The 19,123-nt window shown below is 73.5% G+C and carries 21 protein-coding genes; all 21 read right to left on the bottom strand.

All coding sequences use genetic code 11. The features are described from left to right. Positions 1–6: 6 nt before the first annotated feature. Complete coding sequence (dprA, locus tag J2S66_RS22375; protein WP_310309200.1) at positions 7–1,209, bottom strand: DNA-processing protein DprA; 1,203 nt, start codon at positions 1,207–1,209, stop codon at positions 7–9. Further along, positions 1,206–2,717 (bottom strand): YifB family Mg chelatase-like AAA ATPase, encoded by a 1,512-nt coding sequence (locus tag J2S66_RS22380; protein ID WP_310309201.1) that lies wholly within the window; start codon positions 2,715–2,717, stop codon positions 1,206–1,208. The genes dprA and J2S66_RS22380 overlap by 4 nt, the downstream gene beginning before the upstream one ends. After that, a complete protein-coding gene (locus J2S66_RS22385) occupies positions 2,717–3,070 on the bottom strand; it encodes a YraN family protein (RefSeq protein ID WP_310309202.1) in 354 nt (117 codons plus the stop codon). Before J2S66_RS22385 ends, J2S66_RS22380 begins: the two co-directional genes overlap by 1 nt. Positions 3,071–3,244: 174 nt before the next feature. Continuing rightward, a complete protein-coding gene (locus J2S66_RS22390; protein WP_033431454.1) occupies positions 3,245–3,568 on the bottom strand; it encodes a DUF2469 domain-containing protein in 324 nt (107 codons plus the stop codon). Next, the gene (locus J2S66_RS22395; protein ID WP_310309203.1) at positions 3,568–4,362 is read right to left on the bottom strand and encodes a ribonuclease HII; all 795 of its coding nucleotides are present in this window, start codon (positions 4,360–4,362) and stop codon (positions 3,568–3,570) included. The genes J2S66_RS22390 and J2S66_RS22395 overlap by 1 nt, the downstream gene beginning before the upstream one ends. 9 nt (positions 4,363–4,371) lie before the next feature. Beyond that, the gene (lepB, locus tag J2S66_RS22400) at positions 4,372–5,274 is read right to left on the bottom strand and encodes a signal peptidase I (RefSeq protein ID WP_310309204.1); all 903 of its coding nucleotides are present in this window, start codon (positions 5,272–5,274) and stop codon (positions 4,372–4,374) included. Positions 5,275–5,290: 16 nt separating this feature from the next. Continuing rightward, entirely contained in the window at positions 5,291–6,190 is a 900-nt protein-coding gene (gene lepB / locus J2S66_RS22405) for a signal peptidase I (RefSeq protein ID WP_310309205.1), read from the bottom strand. 34 nt (positions 6,191–6,224) lie between these two features. After that, entirely contained in the window at positions 6,225–6,596 is a 372-nt protein-coding gene (gene rplS, locus J2S66_RS22410; protein WP_306747510.1) for a 50S ribosomal protein L19, read from the bottom strand. 161 nt (positions 6,597–6,757) lie between these two features. Further along, complete coding sequence (gene trmD, locus J2S66_RS22415; protein ID WP_310309206.1) at positions 6,758–7,492, bottom strand: tRNA (guanosine(37)-N1)-methyltransferase TrmD; 735 nt, start codon at positions 7,490–7,492, stop codon at positions 6,758–6,760. Beyond that, positions 7,482–8,000: a ribosome maturation factor RimM gene (rimM, locus tag J2S66_RS22420; protein ID WP_310309207.1), complete on the bottom strand. Its 519-nt coding sequence runs from the start codon at positions 7,998–8,000 to the stop codon at positions 7,482–7,484. The genes trmD and rimM overlap by 11 nt, the downstream gene beginning before the upstream one ends. Before the next feature lie 8 nt (positions 8,001–8,008). Continuing rightward, positions 8,009–8,248 (bottom strand): RNA-binding protein, encoded by a 240-nt coding sequence (locus J2S66_RS22425; RefSeq protein WP_015104447.1) that lies wholly within the window; start codon positions 8,246–8,248, stop codon positions 8,009–8,011. Then, a complete protein-coding gene (gene rpsP / locus J2S66_RS22430; protein WP_310309209.1) occupies positions 8,245–8,682 on the bottom strand; it encodes a 30S ribosomal protein S16 in 438 nt (145 codons plus the stop codon). Before rpsP ends, J2S66_RS22425 begins: the two co-directional genes overlap by 4 nt. A gap of 134 nt (positions 8,683–8,816) precedes the next feature. Further along, on the bottom strand, positions 8,817–9,590 hold the full coding sequence (locus J2S66_RS22435) for a LamB/YcsF family protein (protein ID WP_310309210.1): 774 nt from the start codon (positions 9,588–9,590) through the stop codon (positions 8,817–8,819). Beyond that, on the bottom strand, positions 9,587–10,363 hold the full coding sequence (locus tag J2S66_RS22440) for a CPBP family intramembrane glutamic endopeptidase (RefSeq protein WP_374726113.1): 777 nt from the start codon (positions 10,361–10,363) through the stop codon (positions 9,587–9,589). Before J2S66_RS22440 ends, J2S66_RS22435 begins: the two co-directional genes overlap by 4 nt. Positions 10,364–10,378: 15 nt before the next feature. After that, entirely contained in the window at positions 10,379–11,080 is a 702-nt protein-coding gene (locus J2S66_RS22445) for a CPBP family intramembrane glutamic endopeptidase (protein WP_310309212.1), read from the bottom strand. A 160-nt stretch (positions 11,081–11,240) separates the two neighbouring features. Further along, entirely contained in the window at positions 11,241–12,317 is a 1,077-nt protein-coding gene (locus J2S66_RS22450; RefSeq protein ID WP_310309213.1) for an amidohydrolase family protein, read from the bottom strand. Further along, the gene (gene ffh / locus J2S66_RS22455) at positions 12,314–13,864 is read right to left on the bottom strand and encodes a signal recognition particle protein (RefSeq protein WP_310309214.1); all 1,551 of its coding nucleotides are present in this window, start codon (positions 13,862–13,864) and stop codon (positions 12,314–12,316) included. The genes J2S66_RS22450 and ffh overlap by 4 nt, the downstream gene beginning before the upstream one ends. A 58-nt stretch (positions 13,865–13,922) precedes the next feature. Next, on the bottom strand, positions 13,923–14,468 hold the full coding sequence (locus tag J2S66_RS22460; RefSeq protein ID WP_310309215.1) for an AAA family ATPase: 546 nt from the start codon (positions 14,466–14,468) through the stop codon (positions 13,923–13,925). 259 nt (positions 14,469–14,727) lie between these two features. Then, a complete protein-coding gene (locus tag J2S66_RS22465) occupies positions 14,728–17,097 on the bottom strand; it encodes a [protein-PII] uridylyltransferase (RefSeq protein WP_310309216.1) in 2,370 nt (789 codons plus the stop codon). 19 nt (positions 17,098–17,116) lie between these two features. Then, positions 17,117–17,455 carry a P-II family nitrogen regulator gene (locus J2S66_RS22470; protein WP_306747497.1) on the bottom strand — a complete coding sequence of 113 codons (339 nt, stop codon included), beginning with the start codon at positions 17,453–17,455 and terminating at the stop codon, positions 17,117–17,119. After that, on the bottom strand, positions 17,452–18,795 hold the full coding sequence (locus J2S66_RS22475) for an ammonium transporter (protein WP_310309217.1): 1,344 nt from the start codon (positions 18,793–18,795) through the stop codon (positions 17,452–17,454). The genes J2S66_RS22470 and J2S66_RS22475 overlap by 4 nt, the downstream gene beginning before the upstream one ends. Positions 18,796–19,123: the final 328 nt, after the last annotated feature.

Genomic DNA, 19,123 nt, shown 5'->3' on the forward strand with positions numbered 1-19,123 from the left:
CCTTGGTCAAGCATCGCCACGCCAACTCGCCTCCTGGGAGCGCTTCCAACCTGACTCGCCCCGCTCTGCGAGACGAGCCAGTTCCAGTTGTGGCAGCAGGGCACGCACCCTCGCCAGCTCGACGCCGGACTCCACCGAGATGGCCTCCGGGCTGTGCCCGGACGACAGGCCGAGGGCCTCGAAGACCCTCATCGCGTCACCCTGCGGCGGCCCGACCTCGGTGTTCCGCCGCGCCTCGACCAGGTCGACCCCGAGCCGCCCCGTCGACTCGACGACCTCGGCCACGCTGCTCACCGGCACCGCCTCCCCCGAGCGCAGCAGCTCGTGGCACCCGGACGAGCTGACCGAGGTGATCGGTCCGGGCACCGCCATCAGCACCCGGCCCAGCGCCGACGTCGACGCCGCGGTGTTCTTCGCCCCGCTGCGCCGCCCGGCCTCGACCACGACGGTGCCCTCCGCGAGTGCCGCGATGAGCCGGTTCCGGGTCAGGAAGCGGTGCCGGGCGGGCGTGTGCCCCGGCGGGTACTCGCTCACCACGAGCCCTTCGACCGCGATGCGCTCGATCAACGCGCGGTGACCGGAGGGGTAGGCGACATCGACGCCGCACGCCAGCACCGCGACCGTCGTGCCGCCGGCGGTCAACGCGCCCCGGTGCGCCGACCCGTCGATCCCGTAGGCGGCGCCGGACACCACGGCCACCCCCGCCTCGGCCAACCCGAAGCCGAACTCCTCGGCGACGTGCTGCCCGTACCCGGTCGCGGCCCGGCTGCCGACGACCGCGACGGCCCGCCCGGTGACGGCGGCCAGGCTCGCCCCGCCGCGCACCCACAGCGCCAGCGGCTGGAGGCCGCAGCGCAGGCCGTTGGCGGAGGCCGTGTCCAAGGCGGTGAACGGCCACGCCGGCCACTCGGGGTCCTCGGGCACGACCAGCCGCCCCCCGGCCTGCGCCACCAGCTCCAGGTCGCGCTCGGGCCGGACCTCCGCGCGCCGGGCCGAGGTCTGGCTGTCGACGGCGGCGGGCACCTCGCCGCGCCGGACCAGCTCCGCCGCCACGACCGGGCCCACCCGGGCCACGAACGCGTGCAGGGCGTGCGCGGGCGGCTCCGCGACCCTGGACAGGTAGGCCCGCGCCAGCCGCACTTCGTCGCCGACCGCCGGCCTGGTCGCGGACGGCGGGCCGGGCGCACCGGCGCCGGTGTGGTCGGTCACGGCGTCCTCCGGTCCCGGAATTCGAGCGCGGCGGCCACGTGGTCGGCGGTCGGGCGGTCCACCTCCGCCAGGTCGGCCAGGGTCCAGGCGACCCGGAGGCAACGGTCCGCTCCCCTGCCGGTCAGGGCGCCCAGGGACAGTGCCCGGTCCAGGATTCCGGTGACGTCGCGCGGCAGGCGGTGGTCGCGGCGCAGGGCGGGACCCGGCACCTCCGCGTTCGTCGACCAGCCGTGCGCGGACCAGCGTTCGGTGGCTCTCGTCCTGGCCTTGTGGACCCTGGCCCGGACCGCGGCCGAGGGTTCGGGGGGCGCCACCTCCGCGCCCGACATGGCGGTGAGGGGGCGCATGGTCACGCGCAGGTCCACCCGGTCGAGCAGGGGACCGGACAGCTTCGCCTCGTACCGCCGCCTGGCCGCGGGCGGGCACAGGCAGTCGATGTCCTTCGGCGGCGCGCACGGGCAGGGGTTGGTGGCCAGGACCAGCTGGAACCTCGCCGGGTAGCGGACTATCCCGTCACGTCGCGCCAGCCGGACCTCTCCCTCCTCCAAGGCGGTGCGCAGGGCCTCCAGCTTCGCCGCGCCGAACTCGCGGGCCTCGTCCAGGAACAGCACGCCGCGGTGGGCACGGCTCATCGCGCCCGGCTTGGCCGTGCCGGAGCCGCCGCCGACGAGGGCCGCGGCGGACGTGGTGTGGTGCAGCGAGACGAACGGCGGCGTGGAGACCAGGGGCGCGTGCGGGGTCAGCAGGCCCGCGATGGAGTGCACCGCCGTCACGCCCAGCGCCTCGTCCCGGCCCAGCGGCGGCAGCAGACCCGCCAGGCGCTGGGCCAGCATCGTCTTCCCCGTGCCGGGAGGACCGGTGAGCAGGAGGTGGTGGCCGCCCGCCGCGGCCACCTCCAGCGCCCACCTCGCCTCCGGCTGGCCGATCACGTCCGCCAGGTCCGGGCCGTCCGGCGACCGGGTCGGGGCCGGTTCGGGCGCGGCGGCCAGCTCGCCCTCGCCCGCCAGCCACGCCAGGACCCCGGTGAGGGTGGACGCACCACGCAGGATCAGGCCGCCGACCAGGGCCGCCTCGGGCAGGCAGTCGACCGGGACGACCGCCTCGGTCAGACCGGCCCGCTTCGCCGCCAGCAGCGCGGGCAGGACGCCGCGGACCGCGCGGACCCGGCCGTCCAGGGCCAGCTCGCCCAGCAGCACGGTGCCCTCCAGCCGGTCGCCGGGCACCGCCCTGGTCGCGGCCAGGACGACGCACGCGATGGCCAGGTCGTAGCCCGAGCCGTTCTTCGGCAGCGTGGCCGGGGACAGGCCCAGGGTCACCCGCTGCGTCGGCCACGCGTGGCCGCTGTTGCGGACCGCCGCCTTCACCCGGTCCTTCGACTCGTGCAGGGCCGCGTCCGGCAGGCCCAGGAGCTGGGTGCGCACGGTGCCCGCGCCGACGTCGGCCTCGATCTCCACCGGTACGCCGTCGACCCCGGACAGGGCCACGGACCAGGTGCGCGCCAGCGCCATCACACACCTCGCAGGTGGTGCAGGCGGACGCGACCGCCGGGCGGCCACTCGATCGACACGACGTCCACGCGGATGCGGACGCCGGGCAGGCGGTGCAGGGCGGACCAGCGCAGCGAGGCCCGCCGCACCCGGTCGAGCTGCGCGGGCGTCACGGCCTCCAGCGGCGTGCCCCTGCTGGTGCCCGAGCGGCACTTCACCTCGACGACGACCAACTGGTCGCCGTCGGTGGCGACGACGTCGAGCTCACCCTCCTCGCAGCGCCAGTTGCGGGCGAGCAGGGCGAGGCCCTGGTGTTCGAGGTAGCGGCACGCCGCGTCCTCGCCGCGCCTGCCCAGGTCGGTCGCCGTGCTCATCCCGTGCCTCCCGGTGGTGGTCGTGTGCTCGACCATCCCGGGACGGCCGGGGCGGGGCCACCGGCGAATCCGGAACTGTGGACAACTCCGCGTCCTGTGGACAACAGGCCGGGAACGCCCCGGAAAAACGCGCGGGGGCCCGCCGGACGGCAGACCCCCGCGATGCGGCCGGTGTCAGGAGTTGAACGGGCCGTCCTCGGGCAGGCGCAGCTCGGGCTTGTCGAGCTCCTCGACGTTCACGTCCTTGAACGTGATGACCCGGACGTTCTTGACGAACCGGGCGGGGCGGTACATGTCCCACACCCAGGCGTCGGACATCCGCACCTCGAAGTAGACCTCGCCGTCCGCGTTGCGGACCTGCACGTCCACCGAGTTGGCCAGGTAGAACCGCCGCTCGGTCTCCACGACGAACGAGAACTGGCTGACGATGTCGCGGTACTCCTTGTACAGCGACAGCTCCATCTCGGTCTCGTACTTCTCGAGATCCTCTGCACTCATTACGCCTCCGCGCGGGTATTCATCGAATCCGCGCCCCTCCTCGTCGCGAGCCTGCCACCGCTGGTCTGCGGGGGTGTTCCATTCTGGACCACACCGGCGGTCACGACGCCACGCGCCACCCGGTGCGGCGGCTCCAGGCCGTGACGAGCCGCTGCCGCCGCCACATTCGCATACGACCAGCGGTGTTGCGCACTCGGGCCGTGTTCCGCCAGGGCCGCGGTGTGCTCGGCGGTGCTGTAGCCCTTGTGCACGTCGAACCCGTAGACGGGCAGCTCCTCGTGCAGCCCGGTCATGATCCGGTCGCGCGTGACCTTGGCCAACACCGACGCCGCCGCCACGCAGGCCGCCACGCGGTCCCCCTTGACGACCGGCATGCTCGGCGCCGTGAGGCCCGGCACGGGGAAGCCGTCGGTCAGCACGTAGCCGGGATGTGCACCCAAACGGGCGACAGCCCGACGCATGCCCTCGATGTTGGCCACGTGCACGCCGATGAGGTCGACCTCGGCCGCCGGCACGACGATCACCGCGCAGTCGACGGCGTGCTCCAGCACCACGTCGTACATGCGGTCACGAGCGGCGGCGGTGAGCAGCTTCGAGTCGGTCAGGCCCGCGAACTTCGCGGCGTCACCCGGCTTGAGCACGCACGAGGCCACCACCAGCGGTCCGGCGCACGCGCCCCGCCCCGCCTCGTCCACGCCCGCCACCGGGCCGAGGCCGCGCCGGTCGAGCGCTGCCTGGAACGCCCAGATGCCCGCGGTCGGCCGAACCTGGACGCGGGGCGGCTTGCGGATCACCCCTCGACCTTATCCCAGGCGGGAGCGGCGGAACCGGGCGCGCACCCGCTTGCCCAGCAGCAGCACCGGCCACGCCGCCGCGAACCCGGCGCCGGCCGGGAGGGCGTCCTGCCAGGCGGGCGCGCCGATGGCCACGACCTGCGGGTCGTGGTCGCCCACGCCCTGCCAGCGCGACGGCGGCAGCACGATCGCCCGCGCCTTGCCCACCACGTTGTCCACCGGCACGAGGCCGCCCTCGCGGCCGTCGCCCTGGCACCGCGAGTCGCACGAGTCGTTGCGGTTGTCGCCGAGCACGAACAGGTAGCCCTCGGGGATCTTCAGCTCCGCGAACGACTCCTGCACGGTGCTGCGGCCCGGCTCCCAGTGGACGTAGGGCTCGTCCAGCGGCTTGCCGTCGACCACGACCCGGTTCTTGTCGTCGCAGCACCGCACGGTCTGCCCGCCGACGGCGATGACCCGCTTGACGAAGTCCTCCTCGTTCGCCGACGGGAAACCCATCAGCGAGCCGAGGCCCTGGATCGCCTTCGCGACCGGGTTCGTCGGCTCCGGGACCGCGAACTCCTGGTTGATCCAGGTGTCGGGCCCGTGGAAGACCACCACGTCACCCGGTGCGGGTTCGGTGAAGTCGTAGGTCAGCTTGTCGACCAGCACCCGGTCGCCGAAGCAACCGTCGGAGCAGCCGTGCAGCGTCCGCTCCATCGACTCCGACGGGATCATGTAGACCTTGGCCAGGAACGACTGGATCAGCACCGCCAGCACGACGGCGACACCGATGAGGATGGGCAGTTCCTTCCAGAACGAGCCCTTCTTCCCGGCCTTCTTGTGCGCGCGGGCGCGCCACTGCTCGACCTTCTCCTCGTGCTCCGGGTCCTCCCCGTCGGAGGGGCCGCGGGACGGTGCGACGTCTACCACCCGCCCAGCGTACCGATCAGACCTGTGAGGCCCTGGTCAACCGCTTCCGCACCTTCCGGGTGAAGAACACCAGGGGCCACGCGGCGACGAGCCCGGCGCCGGCCGGGATGCCCTGCTGCCACGCGGGGGCGCCGAGCGCCGCGGCCTGCGCGTTGTGGTCGCCGATGCCCTGCCAGCGCGACGGCGGCAGCACGATGACGCGCGCCTTGCCGATCACGTTCTCCTCGGGCACGGTGCCGTTCAGGCCGCCGCCGCCCTGCGCGCGGGAGTCGGTGGAGTTCGTCCGGTTGTCACCCATGACCCAGAGGTGGCCCTCGGGGACCGTCACCGCCTCGAACGGCTTGTGGTCCTCCGGCGAGGTGCCGGGCGCCCAGTAGACGTAGGGCTCGTCGAGCGGCTTGCCGTCGACCTTGAGCCGGTGCTGGTCGTCGCAGCACTCGACGGTCTGCCCGCCGACGGCGATGACCCGCTTGACGAAGTCGCGCTCGTCCGGCGGCGCGAGGCCGACCAGGGACAGCGCGGACTGGAGGCCGGCGACGACCGGGTTCTCGGAGCGCACCGAGGTGAAGTCGTTGTTGCCCCACGCGTCGGGGCCGCGGAAGACCACGACCTCGCCGGGTTCGATGTCACCGAAGTCGTAGACCAGCTTGTCGACCAGCACGCGGTCGTTGTTGCACCCGGGGCAGCCGTGGAGGGTCTCCTCCATCGACTGCGACGGGATCACGTACACCCTCGCCAGGAAGGTCTGGATCAGGACGGTGAGGACGAGGGCCGTCGCGGCGAGCACCAGCAGCTCGCGCCACAGCGGCGGCTTCTTCTTGCCCTTCGGGCCGTCACCCGCAGCCGCGTCCGGAGTGGACTCGGCTGCGGGTTCCTGACCGTCTTCGTCAGCGGAGCGGTGCACGGGTTCTGCCACGTGGGCAGGCTACTGGTTCCGCGTGAGCCCGGCGTCAGGAGGCCGGCTTGGCCCCGGGCTTCGCGTCGCGCTTCTCCTTGATCTTGGCGGCCTTGCCGCGCAGGTCGCGGAGGTAGTAGAGCTTCGCGCGGCGCACGGCGCCGCGGGTGGCGACCTCGACCTCGGCGATGTTCGGGGAGTGCACCGGGAAGGTGCGCTCGACGCCGACGCCGAACGAGACCTTGCGGACGGTGAAGGTCTCGCGGATGCCGCCACCCTGGCGGCGGATCACGACGCCCTGGAACACCTGGACCCGCTCGCGGGAGCCCTCGATGACGCGGACGTGGACCTTCAGCGTGTCGCCCGGCCGGAAGCTCGGGATGTCGGAGCGCAGCGACTGGGCGTCAAGAGCGTCCAGGGTGTTCATCGGTGGTCCGTCCTCGTCCTCACGTGTACGTACTCCCCCGGCGCGCGTTCGGGTGAAACTTCACGGCCTTCGGGGGCGGGCTAGCGCACGCCGGACAAGTTGAACCGGGTGCAGCAACCTGTCCAGTGTGCCAGATGGGCACGGCCGGGACGAAATCGGGCCTAGTCGAGCTCGTCCAGGAGCGTGCGGTCGTGCTTGTCGAACGCGCTGTCGGGCAGCGCGGCGAGCAGTTCGGGGCGGCGTTCCCGGGTGCGGCGCAGCGACTGGTCGCGGCGCCAGCGGTCGATCAGCCGGTGGTTGCCCGAGCGCAGCACCTCGGGCACGGCCAGGTCGCGCCACACCTCGGGGCGGGTGTAGCTCGGCCCTTCGAGCAGGCCGTCGGAGAACGAGTCCTCCGCGGCGGACTTCGGGTTGCCCAGCACGCCGGGCAGCAGCCGGGCCACCGCCTCGACCACGACGAGCACGGCGACCTCGCCGCCGACCAGCACGTAGTCGCCGATGGAGACCTCGTCCACGCGCATCCGGCGGGACGCGTCGTCCACGACCCGCTGGTCGATGCCCTCGTACCGGCCGCAGGCGAACACCAGGTGCTCCTCGGCGGCGAACTCGTGGGCCATCGCCTGGGTGAACGGCCGGCCGGCCGGCGTGGGCACGACGAGCCGCGTCTCCTCCGTGCACACCGCGTCCAGGGCGTCGCCCCAGACCTGCGGCTTCATCACCATGCCGGGGCCACCGCCGTACGGGCTGTCGTCCACGGCCCTGTGCACGTCGTGGGTCCAGTCGCGCAGGTCGTGCACGCCGACCGAGATCAGGCCCCGGTCGATCGCCTTGCCGAGCAGGGCGGCCCGGAGCGGGTCGAGGTACTCCGGGAAGATCGTGACGACGTCAATCCGCATCGAGCAGGCCCTCGGGTGGGGTCAGCACGACGCGCCGGCCGGCGACGTCGACCGTGGGGACGATCTCCCGCACGAACGGCACCAGGTGCTCGCCGCCGCCCTCGCGGGTGATCACCAGCAGCTCGCCACCGGGACCGTGCACGATCTCGCGGACCGTGCCGACCTTCGTGCCGTCGGCCAGCTCGGCGGCCAGGCCCTCCAGCTCGTGGTCGTAGAACTCGTCCGGGTCGCCGGTGGGCGGCAGGTCGTCCGTGCTGCCGAGCAGCAGCGTGCCGCGCAGCGTCTCCGCCACGTCCCGCGTCAGGACCTCGTCGAAGCGCACCAGCAGCCGCCCGGAGTGGTTCCGGGCGGCTGTGACGGTGAGGTCGCGGGACGTGCCGTCGCGCAGCTTCGCGGCCAGCACCGAGCCCGGCGCGAACCGGGTCTCGGGTGAATCGGTGCGCACGTCGACGGCGAGCTCGCCGCTGATCCCGTGCGCCTTGGCCACGCGGCCGACGACGACGTCCATGCGCGCGCTCAGCGGTCGGTGTCGACCACGTCGACCCGCACGCCACGACCACCGATGCCGGCCATCACGGTGCGCAGCGCGGTCGCGGTGCGGCCGGAGCGGCCGATCACCTTGCCGAGGTCGTCCGGGTGGACGTGGACCTCCAGCGTGCGACCGCGCCGGGTCGTGACCAGGTTCACCCGGACGTCGTCCGGGTGGTCGACGATGCCCCGAACGAGGTGTTCGAGGGCGTCAGCCAACAAGCTCACGCCTCGTCCTTGGGGGCGTCGGCGGCGGGCTCGGCGTCGGCCTTCTTGGCGGCCTTCTTCTTCGGCGTGGTGGCCTCGGTCGACGGCGCGTCGCCGGCGGCGGCCAGCGCGGCGGCGAACAGGTCCGCCTTGCTGGTCTTGGGCTCCTTGACCTTCAGCGTGCCCTCGGCGCCCGGCAGGCCCTTGAACTTCTGCCAGTCGCCGGTGATCTCCAGCAGGCGCTGCACGGACTCGGTCGGCTGCGCGCCGACACCCAGCCAGTACTGCGCGCGGTCGCTGTCGACCGCGATGAACGACGGCTCTTCCTTCGGGTGGTACTTGCCGATCGTCTCGATGGCCTTGCCACTGCGGCGGGTGCGGGCGTCGGCGACGACGATCCGGTAGTACGGCTGACGGATCTTGCCGAGTCGCTGAAGCTTGATCTTGACGGCCACGGGTGTGGGTGCTCCTCGTGCTTCGATGTGCTCAGGTTGGGCAGTCCTCACCCGCGTGGGGCACGGGTGCGAAAAGCCCAGGTGTCTGGGGCGCCACGGCACGGTGAGAGGGACCGACCTCGGCGAACAACCAATCATTCTGCCAGACGCGTCGCCCCGGGGACGAACCGGGCCACGTCCACCCCCGCCGACGCCAGGGCCGCGCGGATCACCCGGGCGTGTTCGACGGCCCCCGGCGTGTCGCCGTGCACGCACACCGAGTCGACGTCGACCTCGATCACGGACCCGTCCGCGGCGACCAGCTCACCGCGCTCGGCGAGCCGCAGGACCCGCGCGAGGACGGCGTCCGCGTCGCCGAGCACGGCCCCCGGCTCGCGGCGCGGCACCAGGGTCCCCTCCGGGGTGTACGCGCGATCGGCGAACGCCTCGCGCACCGGGCGCAGGCCCGCGCGCGCGGCGTGGTGCAGCAGGCGCGAGCCGGGCAGCCCGAGGACCGGCAGGTCGCCGAACGCCCGCACCCCCGCCACCACGGCGGCGGCCTGCCCGTCGTGGTGCACGGTGGCGTTGTAGAGCGCGCCGTGCGGCTTCACGTAGGTCACCGACGTGCCGGCCGCGCGGGCGCACGCCTCCAGGGCGCCGATCTGGTAGAGCACCTCGTCGGCCAGTTCGCGCGGGTCGACGTCGATGAACCGGCGGCCGAAGCCCGCGAGGTCGCGGTAGGAGACCTGGGCGCCGACGGCGACACCCCGCGCGGCGGCCCGCTCGCACACCCGGCGCATCGTCGACGGATCGCCCGCGTGGAACCCGCAGGCCACGTTCGCGCTGGTCACGACGTCGAGCAGGGCGTCGTCGTCACCGAGCCGCCAGATGCCGAAGCCCTCACCGAGGTCGCTGTTGAGGTCGATCACGCGGGCATCACCCCCACGGAGACGAGGAGCAGGGTCAGACCGGGCAGGAAGTTGTTGACCACGTGCGCGACGACGCTCGCCGTCAACCTGCGCGTGATCAGCCGGGCGATGCCGATCGGGATCGCGATGACGATGAGCAGCGAGGTCCGCAGCGGCTCCAGGTGGCTCGCGGCGAAGATCAGCGTGGTGAGCGTGAACGCCGCCCACCGGCTCCAGCGCTGCCGCTCGATCGCCCCCCACAGCAGGCCGCGGTAGATGACCTCCTCGCAGACCGGGCCGAGGAAGCACACGTAGAGGAACATCGCGACGGCCGCGCCGAGCGGCAGGGCCGCGCCGTCGACCAGTTCGCCGATGGCCGAGGTGGCGTTCTGGTCGCCGACCACCCGGGACCAGACCACCGCGGCCACGTAGGTGAGCACCAGGCCGAGGGCGCCGAGCTTGAGGCCGACCTTCACGTCCGCCCAGTCCCAGCCCAGGCGCAGGTCCTGCAACGGGCCGTTGCCGCGCAGGTGGGTGATGGCGACGGCCGCGGCGGCGGCGAGCACGGTCGGGACGATCGAGCCGACCAGGATGAACGCGACCGAGTTGCCGAGGTCGGTGCCCGAGGTGCGGGCGATCGCCGTGATGAACACGGCGCTGAGGATGAAGATCGCCTCGACCAGCAGGAACGCGCCGAAGCCCCAGCGCTGCCCGGACCGGGCGGGTTCCGGCTCGCGGCCGACCGCGCGGACGCTGGCGATCAGTCCCGTCGGGGGTACGTCCGGTGGGTTCACAGCCATCCACCCTAATCAGCCGGTGTAGAGGTACACGGCGGGCAACAGGTTGTTCGTCGCGTGGGCCACCACGCTCGACGCCACGCGCCCGGTGATCATGCGGGCCGCGCCGATGGCCAGCCCCTGGGCGAAGAGGCTGATCATGCGCCAGCTCTCCTCGTGCAGGAAGGCGAACACCAGCGCGGTGAGGGCGAGGACCGCGACCCGCGGCACCCGGTAGTGGGCCAGTGCCTGCCACAGGGCTCCCCTGGTCAGCAGCTCCTCGGCCAGTGGCGCGCCGAGGAAGACGAACAGGACCGCGGCGGCCAGCCAGACGGTGCGACCGCCCGACAGCGCCTCGATCCGCTCCGCGCCGGACGTCTGGTCCCGGGTCAGTCGGAGCAGGATCGCGCCGAGCAACCACGCCGCCAGCAGCGCCGCGCCGCCGGCGGCCAGGCCGACCTTGAGGTCGCGGACCGTGGGCAGCAGGCCGAAGTCCCGGTTCGGCCCGGCGCCCCACCGCCAGGACACGACGGCGGGTCCCAGGCCGAGCAGCACGTTCGGCAGGAACACCAGCAGCAGGAGCGGGCCGAGCACCGGCGGGTCGGAGATGTCGACCTCGGCGAAGCGATCGGCCGTCGCCGCGGTGAACACCAGGGTGGCCAGGTAGTAGCCCGCCAGCCCCGTGAAGAACGCCAGGAAGCCCCAGTGTGCCCGCCCGGTGCCCTGTTCCTCCACTCGTCCGAACGTAGTGGTGTCCGGTCGGGGCACGCCGCCCGAGGGCGGTCAAGATCACCCTGACGGCGGCACGGCGCCTTCGGAGTCGTGCACGCCGGTCGGACCCGGGCCTGATCAGGCCCGGATCGATCAGGCCCGGAATCGATCAGGCCCGGATCGATCAGGCGTGGACGCGTCCGCGCAGCATGACCAGCTCCGGGTGGCGCAGGGCGTCCAGGTCGACGCGCGGGTCGGTCCGGTAGACCACGACGTCGGCCGCCGCGCCCTCGGTCAGCGACGGGAAGCCCAGCCACTCGCGGGCCGCCCACGACGCCGCGCCGAGCGCGCGTTCCGCCGTCATGCCGACCCGGCGCAGGGCCTGCACCTCGTCGACGATCCGGCCGTGCTCGATGCCGCCGCCCGCGTCGGTGCCCGCGAACACGGGCACGCCCGCCTCGACCGCCTTGGCGACGGTCCCGGCGCCGCGCGCGTACAGGTCGAGCATGTGCCGCTGGTAGACCGGGTACTTGTCGGCGCCCGCCGCGATCGACGGGAAGTTCTCGGTGTTGATCAGCGTCGGGACCAGGGCGGTGCCGTTGCGGGCCATCTGCTCGACGGTGGCGTCGGTGAGGCCGGTGCCGTGCTCGACGCAGTCGATGCCCGCGTCGAGCAGGTCGGGCAGGGCCTCCTCGCCGAACACGTGGGCGGTGACCCGCGCCCCGCCCTCGTGGGCGACCTTGACGGCCTCGGTGAGCGCGTCGCGGGTCCACAGCGGCTTCAGGTCGCCGCTCCCCCGGTCGATCCAGTCGCCGACGAGCTTGACCCAGCCGTCGCCCTGCCCGACCTGCTCCGCGACGGCGGCCGGCAGGTCGGCCGGGTCCTCGACCTCCACGCCCAGGTACTTGATGTACCGCTTGGGCCGGGCGATGTGCCGGCCCGCGCGGATGATCCGGGGCAGGTCCAGGCGCTCCTGCAACGGCCTGGTGTCCAGCGGCGAGCCGCAGTCGCGGACGAGCAGCGTGCCCGCCCGGCGGTCGGTGAGCGCCTGCTCCGCGGCCTCGGGCAGGTCGACGGCGCCCTTCGGGCCGAGGCCCACGTGGCAGTGCGCGTCGACCAGGCCGGGCAGCAGGTAGCCGCCGTTGACGATGGTGGTGGCGCCCGGCACGGGCCGCGTGCGGATGCGGCCGTTGACCACCCACAGGTCGCGCGGGTCACCGCCCTCCGGGAGGACGACGCCGCGCAGGTGCAGACCGGTCACTTGCCGAACTTCAGCTTCGACGGGTCGAAGCCGGGCGGCAGCTGGTCGAGGCCGCCGAGGCCGGGGGGCAGCTCGGGCGCGGCGCCGGGCATGCCGGGCGGCATGCCACCGGGCATCATGCCCGGCACCATCCCGGGGAAGCCGCCGCGCACCTTCGGCGGCGTCGGGCCGCGCCCCTTGCCCTTCTTCCCCTTCTTGCCCTTGCCCTTGCGGTTGTTCCTGCCGCCGCCGGCGCCGGGCAGGCCGAACCGGCCGGCCATCTGCGACATCATCTTGCGCGCTTCGAAGAAGCGGTTGACCAGGTCGTTCACGTCGCTGACCCGGACGCCGGAGCCGTTGGCGATGCGCAGCCGGCGCGAGGCGTTGATGATCTTCGGGTCGTCGCGCTCGGCGGGCGTCATGCCGCGGATGATCGCCTGCACGCGGTCGAGGTGCTTCTCGTCCAGGTTGGCGAGCTGGTCCTTCATCTGGCCCGCGCCCGGCAGCATGCCGAGCAGGTTCGCGATGGGCCCCATCTTGCGCAGGGCCAGCATCTGCTCCAGGAAGTCCTCCAGGGTGAGCTGGCCGGAGCCCATCTTCACCGCGGCGGCCTCGGCCTGGTCGGCGTCGAACGCCTGCTCGGCCTGCTCGATCAGGGTGAGCATGTCGCCCATGCCCAGGATGCGGCTCGCCATCCGGTCCGGGTGGAAGACGTCGAAGTCCTCCAGCTTCTCGCCGTTCGAGGCGAACAGGATCGGCTGGCCGGTGACCTCGCGGACGCTGAGCGCGGCACCACCGCGGGCGTCGCCGTCGAGCTTGGTGAGCACCACGCCGGTGAAGCCGACACCGTCGCGGAACGCGGTCGCCGTGTTCACGGCGTCCTGGCCGATCATGGCGTCGACGACGAACAGCACCTCGTCCGGCTGGACGGCGGCGCGGATGTCGGCCGCCTGGCGCATCATCTCCTCGTCCACGCCGAGGCGGCCCGCGGTGTCGACCACGACGACGTCGTGCTGCGACCGCCTGGCCTCCTCGATGCCGCGGCGGGCGACGTCGACGGGGTCGCCCACGCCGTTGCCCGGCTCGGGCGCGAACACCTTCACGCCGGCGCGCTCGCCGACGACCTGGAGCTGGGTCACCGCGTTGGGGCGCTGGAGGTCGCAGGCGACCAGGATCGGGGTGTGGCCCTGGCCGCGGAGCCACTTGGCCAGCTTGCCCGCCAGCGTCGTCTTGCCCGCGCCCTGGAGGCCGGCGAGCATGATCACGCTCGGCGGGTTCTTGGCCAGGTTCAGCCGCCGGGTCTCGCCGCCGAGGATGCCGACGAGCTCCTCGTTGACGATCTTGACGACCTGCTGGGCCGGGTTCAGCGCCTGGCTGACCTCGGAGCCCTTGGCGCGCTCCTTGACCTTGGCGATGAACGTCCGCACCACGGGCAGCGCGACGTCGGCCTCCAGCAGCGCGACCCGGATCTCGCGCGCGGTGGCGTCGATGTCCGCCTCGGACAGCCGTCCCTTGCCCCTCAGGTTCTGGAGAACCCCGGTGAGCCGGTCGGAAAGGGTGTTGAACACGGTGCCGCCAGACCTCGCACGTCGATTTCCGCCACTGGTCGCTTCCCAGGGTAGCCGTTCAGCCGGCCGTCACCGACAGGCGCAGGCGGTCCTGGCGGGTCAGCACGGTCACGCCGTGCCACCCGCGAGGGGGTCGGCCCCCGGTGAACCGGGTCCGCAGGCGGGTCGCGCGGCGCACGTGCCGCCCGAACGACCGGGAGCGGATCAGCCTGCCGCGCGCGACCTGGCCCGAGAACGCCTCCTCCGGCGTGGCGTCGAGCCACACGAAGTGCCGCGGCCGGTTGCTCAGCACGCCGACCACGACCAGACCGGCCCTGGTGGTGGGCCGGGTCGACGGCTCGTGCACCAGCAGCAGGCTGGTGGTGGCGGTGAGCGCGAACCAGAGGATGCGGGTGCGGTGGACCAGGTGGACCAGCGGCCGGTAGAAGCGGTAGGGGAGCGCCCGGGGCAGGGCGGCCGTGAGGGCGCTCCGGACCTGGTCGGAGTCCAGCACGACGGTCGGCGCTCCCCCGGTGTCGGCGGCGGCGAGCAGCGTCGTCTTGCCCGCTCCCGGCAGTCCGGCCAGCACCACGAGCGAGCGCGGCCTCACAGCGACAGCGGTCATCACGTCCATACTAGGGAGACGTTCCGGGCGCGCTTTAGTTCCCGGCCGCGACCGGCCGCGACCGGTGTCGACCGGCGGCGGCCCAACCCCTCGATGGGCCGCCACCGGCCGGCCGTGGCGACGATCCCCCGCCCCACCCCCCTTGATCGGGCGGGGTTCCCCCTGCCATGCCGGAAGCATGCCCCGAGGACGGGCGCGGGGGCAGCGTGAGCACCCCCGGTCGGTTGTGCGTAGAGCTACGCAACCCGGGCACGCGGACTCACCCGGCGGCGAGCAGCACGGCGCGTTCGACCGCGCGGCGGGCGGCGGTGTCGAGGCCGCCCGGCACGGTGAGGGCGAACGAGTCGACCACCGTGGAGCCCATTGTGGACACCCGGGCCCAGGCGACGTCCACACCGGACCGCTCCAGGGCGTCGGCGACGCGGTGCAGCAGCCCGATCCGGTCGGCCGCGCGCAGCTCCAGCACGACGGCGCCGGTCGACTCGTCGTCGAACCACAGCACCTTCGGCGGCGGCGGGTCCTGGGGCGGGCCGCCGTAGTCGCGCTCCTTGGCGGCCAGCTTGTCGGCCAGCGGCAGCGAGCCGTCCAGGGCCCGGGTCAGCTGCTCGCGCAGCAGGGCCACGTCCGGCAGCGAGCCGAACCGCGGCGACACGGTGAACACGTCCACGGCGCACGCGCCGAGGGAGGGGTCGACGTGCGACCGCAGCGTGGCCGCGTGCACCTCCAGGGAGTTCAGCGCGAGCACCCCCGCCGCCCGGGACAGCAGACCGGGCCGGTCCGGCGCCACCACTGTGACGACGGCGCCCTGGTTGCCGGGGTCGACCAGCACGTCCGGCCGGCCGCCGGCCAGCACGGCGACCGCGAGGTCGAGCCGGCGCCGGTCGAGCGGTTCGGGCTCGGGCAGGGGGTCGCCCGCCATCGCCGTGCGGCAGCGCGCGACCAGGTCGCCGATCAGCGAGGACTTCCACTCGGACCACACGCCGGGCCCGGTGGCCACGGCGTCGGCCTCGGCCAGCGCGTGGAGCAGTTCGAGCAGCACCGGGTCGCCGTCGAGGGTGTCCACGACCCGGCGCACGGTCGCCTCGTCCTCCACGTCGCGGCGCGTCGCCGTGTGCGGCAGGAGGAGGTGGTGGCGCACGAGCGCGGTGAGCGTGGCGACGTCCTGGGGCCACAGGCCGAGGCGTTCGGCGATCTGCGTGGTGAGGGCGGCGCCCACCTCGGAGTGGTCGGCCTGCCTGCCCTTGCCGATGTCGTGCACCAGGGCGCCGAGCAGCAGCAGGTCGGGCCGGGAGACCCGGGTGACCAGGCGGGCGGCGTGCGCGGTGGCCTGCACGAGGTGCCGGTCGACGGTCCAGGTGTGGGCGGCGTCGCGCGGCGGCAGGTCGCGGACCGCGCCCCACTCGGGGAACAGCCTGCCCCACAGGCCGGTGCGGTCCAGCGCCTCCACCACGTCGACCAGGCCGGTGCCGCTGCCCAGCAGGGCCAGCAGCTCGTCGCGGGCCTCCCGGGGCCACGGCTGGCGCAGCTCGGGCGCGGTGTCGGCGAGCGTGGCGAGCGTGCCCGGCGCGATCGGGTGCTTGCCGCGCGCGGCGGCCGCGGCGACCCGCAGCAGCAGCGCGGGGTCGCGGCCGGGCACGGCGTCGCGCGCCAGGGCCACCTCCGCGCCGTGCAGCACGACCCCCTCGTCCAGCGGGCGCCGGGAGGGCGTGCGCCGCAGCGTGGAGCGGGCGAAGACGCCCAGGCCCTTCCTCGGCACGGCGGCCCGCGCCGTGCGCATGGCCACGTCCACCGCGTACACGATCGTCCGCGCGGCCGACGACATCGCCCTGGCCAGCGCGAACCGGTCCTGGAGGCCGAGCGCGGAGGCGACCTCGTCACCGTCCTGGGCGCGCAGCACGTCGCGCGGGCGGCCCGCCACCCGGCGCAGCTCGGTGCGCACGTCCAGCAGCAGCTTGCGCGCCTCGTCGACCTCCGCCGACGGCCGGTCGACCAGTTGCGCCGCGGACAGCGCGTCCAGCAGCACCACGTCCCGCAGCCCGCCGCGGCCGTGCTTGAGGTCGGGTTCCACGCGGTGCGCGATCTCGCCGCTGCGCGCCCACCGGCGCGACGCGGACTCGGACATCTCGTCCAGCCGGGTGCGCACACCCGTGCGCCACGCCTGGCGCGCGCCGTCCGCGAGCCGCCGGCTGACCTCCTGGTCTCCCGCGAGGTGGCGGGTGTCGAGCAGGCCCAGCGCGGTGCGCAGGTCGTCGGCGGCGACGCGCAGCGCCTCGCCCACGGTGCGCACCGAGTGGTCCAGGCCGATGCCCGAGTTCCACAGCGGGTACCAGAGCTTCTCCGCGATGCCGTCCACGCCCTTGTGCCCGTTGTGCACCAGGAGCAGGTCGAGGTCGGAGTAGGGCACCAGCTCGCGCCTGCCCAGGCCCCCCACGGCGACCAGGGCGACCCCGCTGCCCGGCCGGCCGACGCCCGCCTGCGCGGCGTGGGCGGTCAGCCAGAACTCGTGCAGGTCGACCAGCGCCTCGCGCAGCGACTCCCCCGTCAGACGGCGCCGACCCGGCGCGAGCAGCCGATCGCGTGCCCGCACCAGGTCGTCAGCCGTGACGACGGCCGTCTCGGTGTTCTCCATACGGCCGTCTCCCATTGCCTTAGAGGGCGTCCGAGCCGCGCTCCCCGGTCCGGACCCGGATGACCGTGTCGACCGGCGTCACCCAGACCTTCCCGTCGCCGATCTTGCCGGTGCGCGCGGCCTCCACGACGGCGTCGAGGACCTTGTCCACGGCGGCGTCGTCGATCAGCACCTCGATGCGCAGCTTGGGCACAAAGTCGACGGCGTACTCGGCGCCGCGGTAGACCTCGGTGTGGCCCTTCTGCCGGCCGTAGCCCTGGACCTCGCTGACGGTCATGCCGAGCACCCCGAGCTGTTCCAGGGATGTCTTCACGTCGTCGAGGGTGAACGGCTTGATGATCGCGGTGACCAGCTTCATGACTTGTTGCTCCCCTCAAGGACCGCGGTGGCGCCCGCGGCGGCGCTGGGCTTGGAGGCACCGCGGGTGCCGAGGCCCGAGCCGAACTCGTACGCGCTCTCCGCATGCTCGGCCTCGTCGATGCCGCCGACCTCGGCCTCCTCGTCGGCGCGGAAGCCGACGGTGAACTTCACCAGGTAGCCGAGGAGCAGGCTGAGGACGAACGAGTAGGCGAGCACGGCGAGCGCGCCCACCGCCTGGCGCCACAACTGGTCCACGCCGCCTCCGTAGAAGAGGCCGTCGATGCCCGCGGGGGCGGCCGAGCTGGCGAAGAAGCCGATCAGGATGGTGCCGGACAGACCGCCGACCAGGTGCACGCCGACCACGTCGAGCGAGTCGTCGAAGCCGAAGCGGTACTTGAGGCTGACGGCCAGGGCGCACAGGGCGCCGGTGATCGCGCCGATGGCGATGGCGCCGACGGGGGTGACCGAGGAGCAGGCGGGGGTGATGGCGACGAGGCCCGCGACGACGCCGGAGGCCGCGCCGAGGGTGGTGGCGTTGCCGTCGCGGACGCGCTCCACGGCGAGCCAGGCCAGCATGGCGGCGGCGGTGGCGACCAGGGTGTTGACGAACGTGACGCCCGCGGTGGCGTTCGCGCCGAGCGCGGAGCCCGCGTTGAAGCCGAACCAGCCGAACCACAGCAGGCCGGCGCCCAGGACGACCAGCGGCAGGCTGTGCGGCTTCATCCGGTCCTTCGGCCAACCGACGCGCTTGCCGAGGACGAGCGCCAGCGCGAGGCCCGCCGCGCCGGCGTTGATGTGGACCGCGGTGCCGCCGGCGAAGTCGATCGCGAGGAGCTTGTTGGCGATCCAGCCGCCGGGGTCGACGACGTTGCCGTCGGCGTCCTTGCCGTCGAAGTCGAACACCCAGTGCGCGACCGGGAAGTACACGACCAGGGACCACAGGCCGGCGAAGAGCAGCCACGGGCCGAAGCGGGCGCGGTCGGCGATCGCGCCGGAGATCAGGGCCACCGTGATGATGGCGAACATCGCCTGGAACGCGACGAACACGGTCGTCGGCACGGTCCCGAACAGCGATTCCTTGGTCAGCAGGCCGTCCAGGCCGAAGAACTCGAACGGCTTGCCCAGCAGGCCGCCACCGAGGTCGGTGCCGAACGCGGTGGAGTAGCCGACCAACACCCAGAGCACACCGACCACGCCGATGGCACCCAGGCTCATCATCATCATGTTGAGCACACTCTTGGACCGGACCATGCCCCCGTAGAAGAAGGCAAGTCCCGGCGTCATCAACAGCACCAGTGCGGCACTGGTGAGCACCCAGGCGGTGTCCCCTGTATCCACGTCGACCTCCACTGCACGTCGGTTGCGGAGGAGCATCGGCACGTCCTGTTTCGCGCGGCCGCGCCCGGGGTTTCGCGGGGGTGAACTGTCGCGGTCCCGGTGTTACGGGCAGGTTTCGCGTGGTTGAAGGGCGCGGTTCGTCCTGCGGGGAGTCCACCCGGCCGGGGAATCGACGGTGACGTTGCGTGTGAGGGACCCCCGCCCCGGGGTGGCGCGCGGGTCACGGCGGTCCGCCCGGCGACGGTGGGTCACCGGTGGCGCCGGCCTCGGGGACCGGCGTGCCGGAGACGGCGGAGGCCGCCCCCGCGCGGTGGCGGGAGCGGCCTCC

Source organism: Saccharothrix longispora (genome assembly GCF_031455225.1).
Lineage (GTDB): Bacteria > Actinomycetota > Actinomycetes > Mycobacteriales > Pseudonocardiaceae > Actinosynnema > Actinosynnema longispora.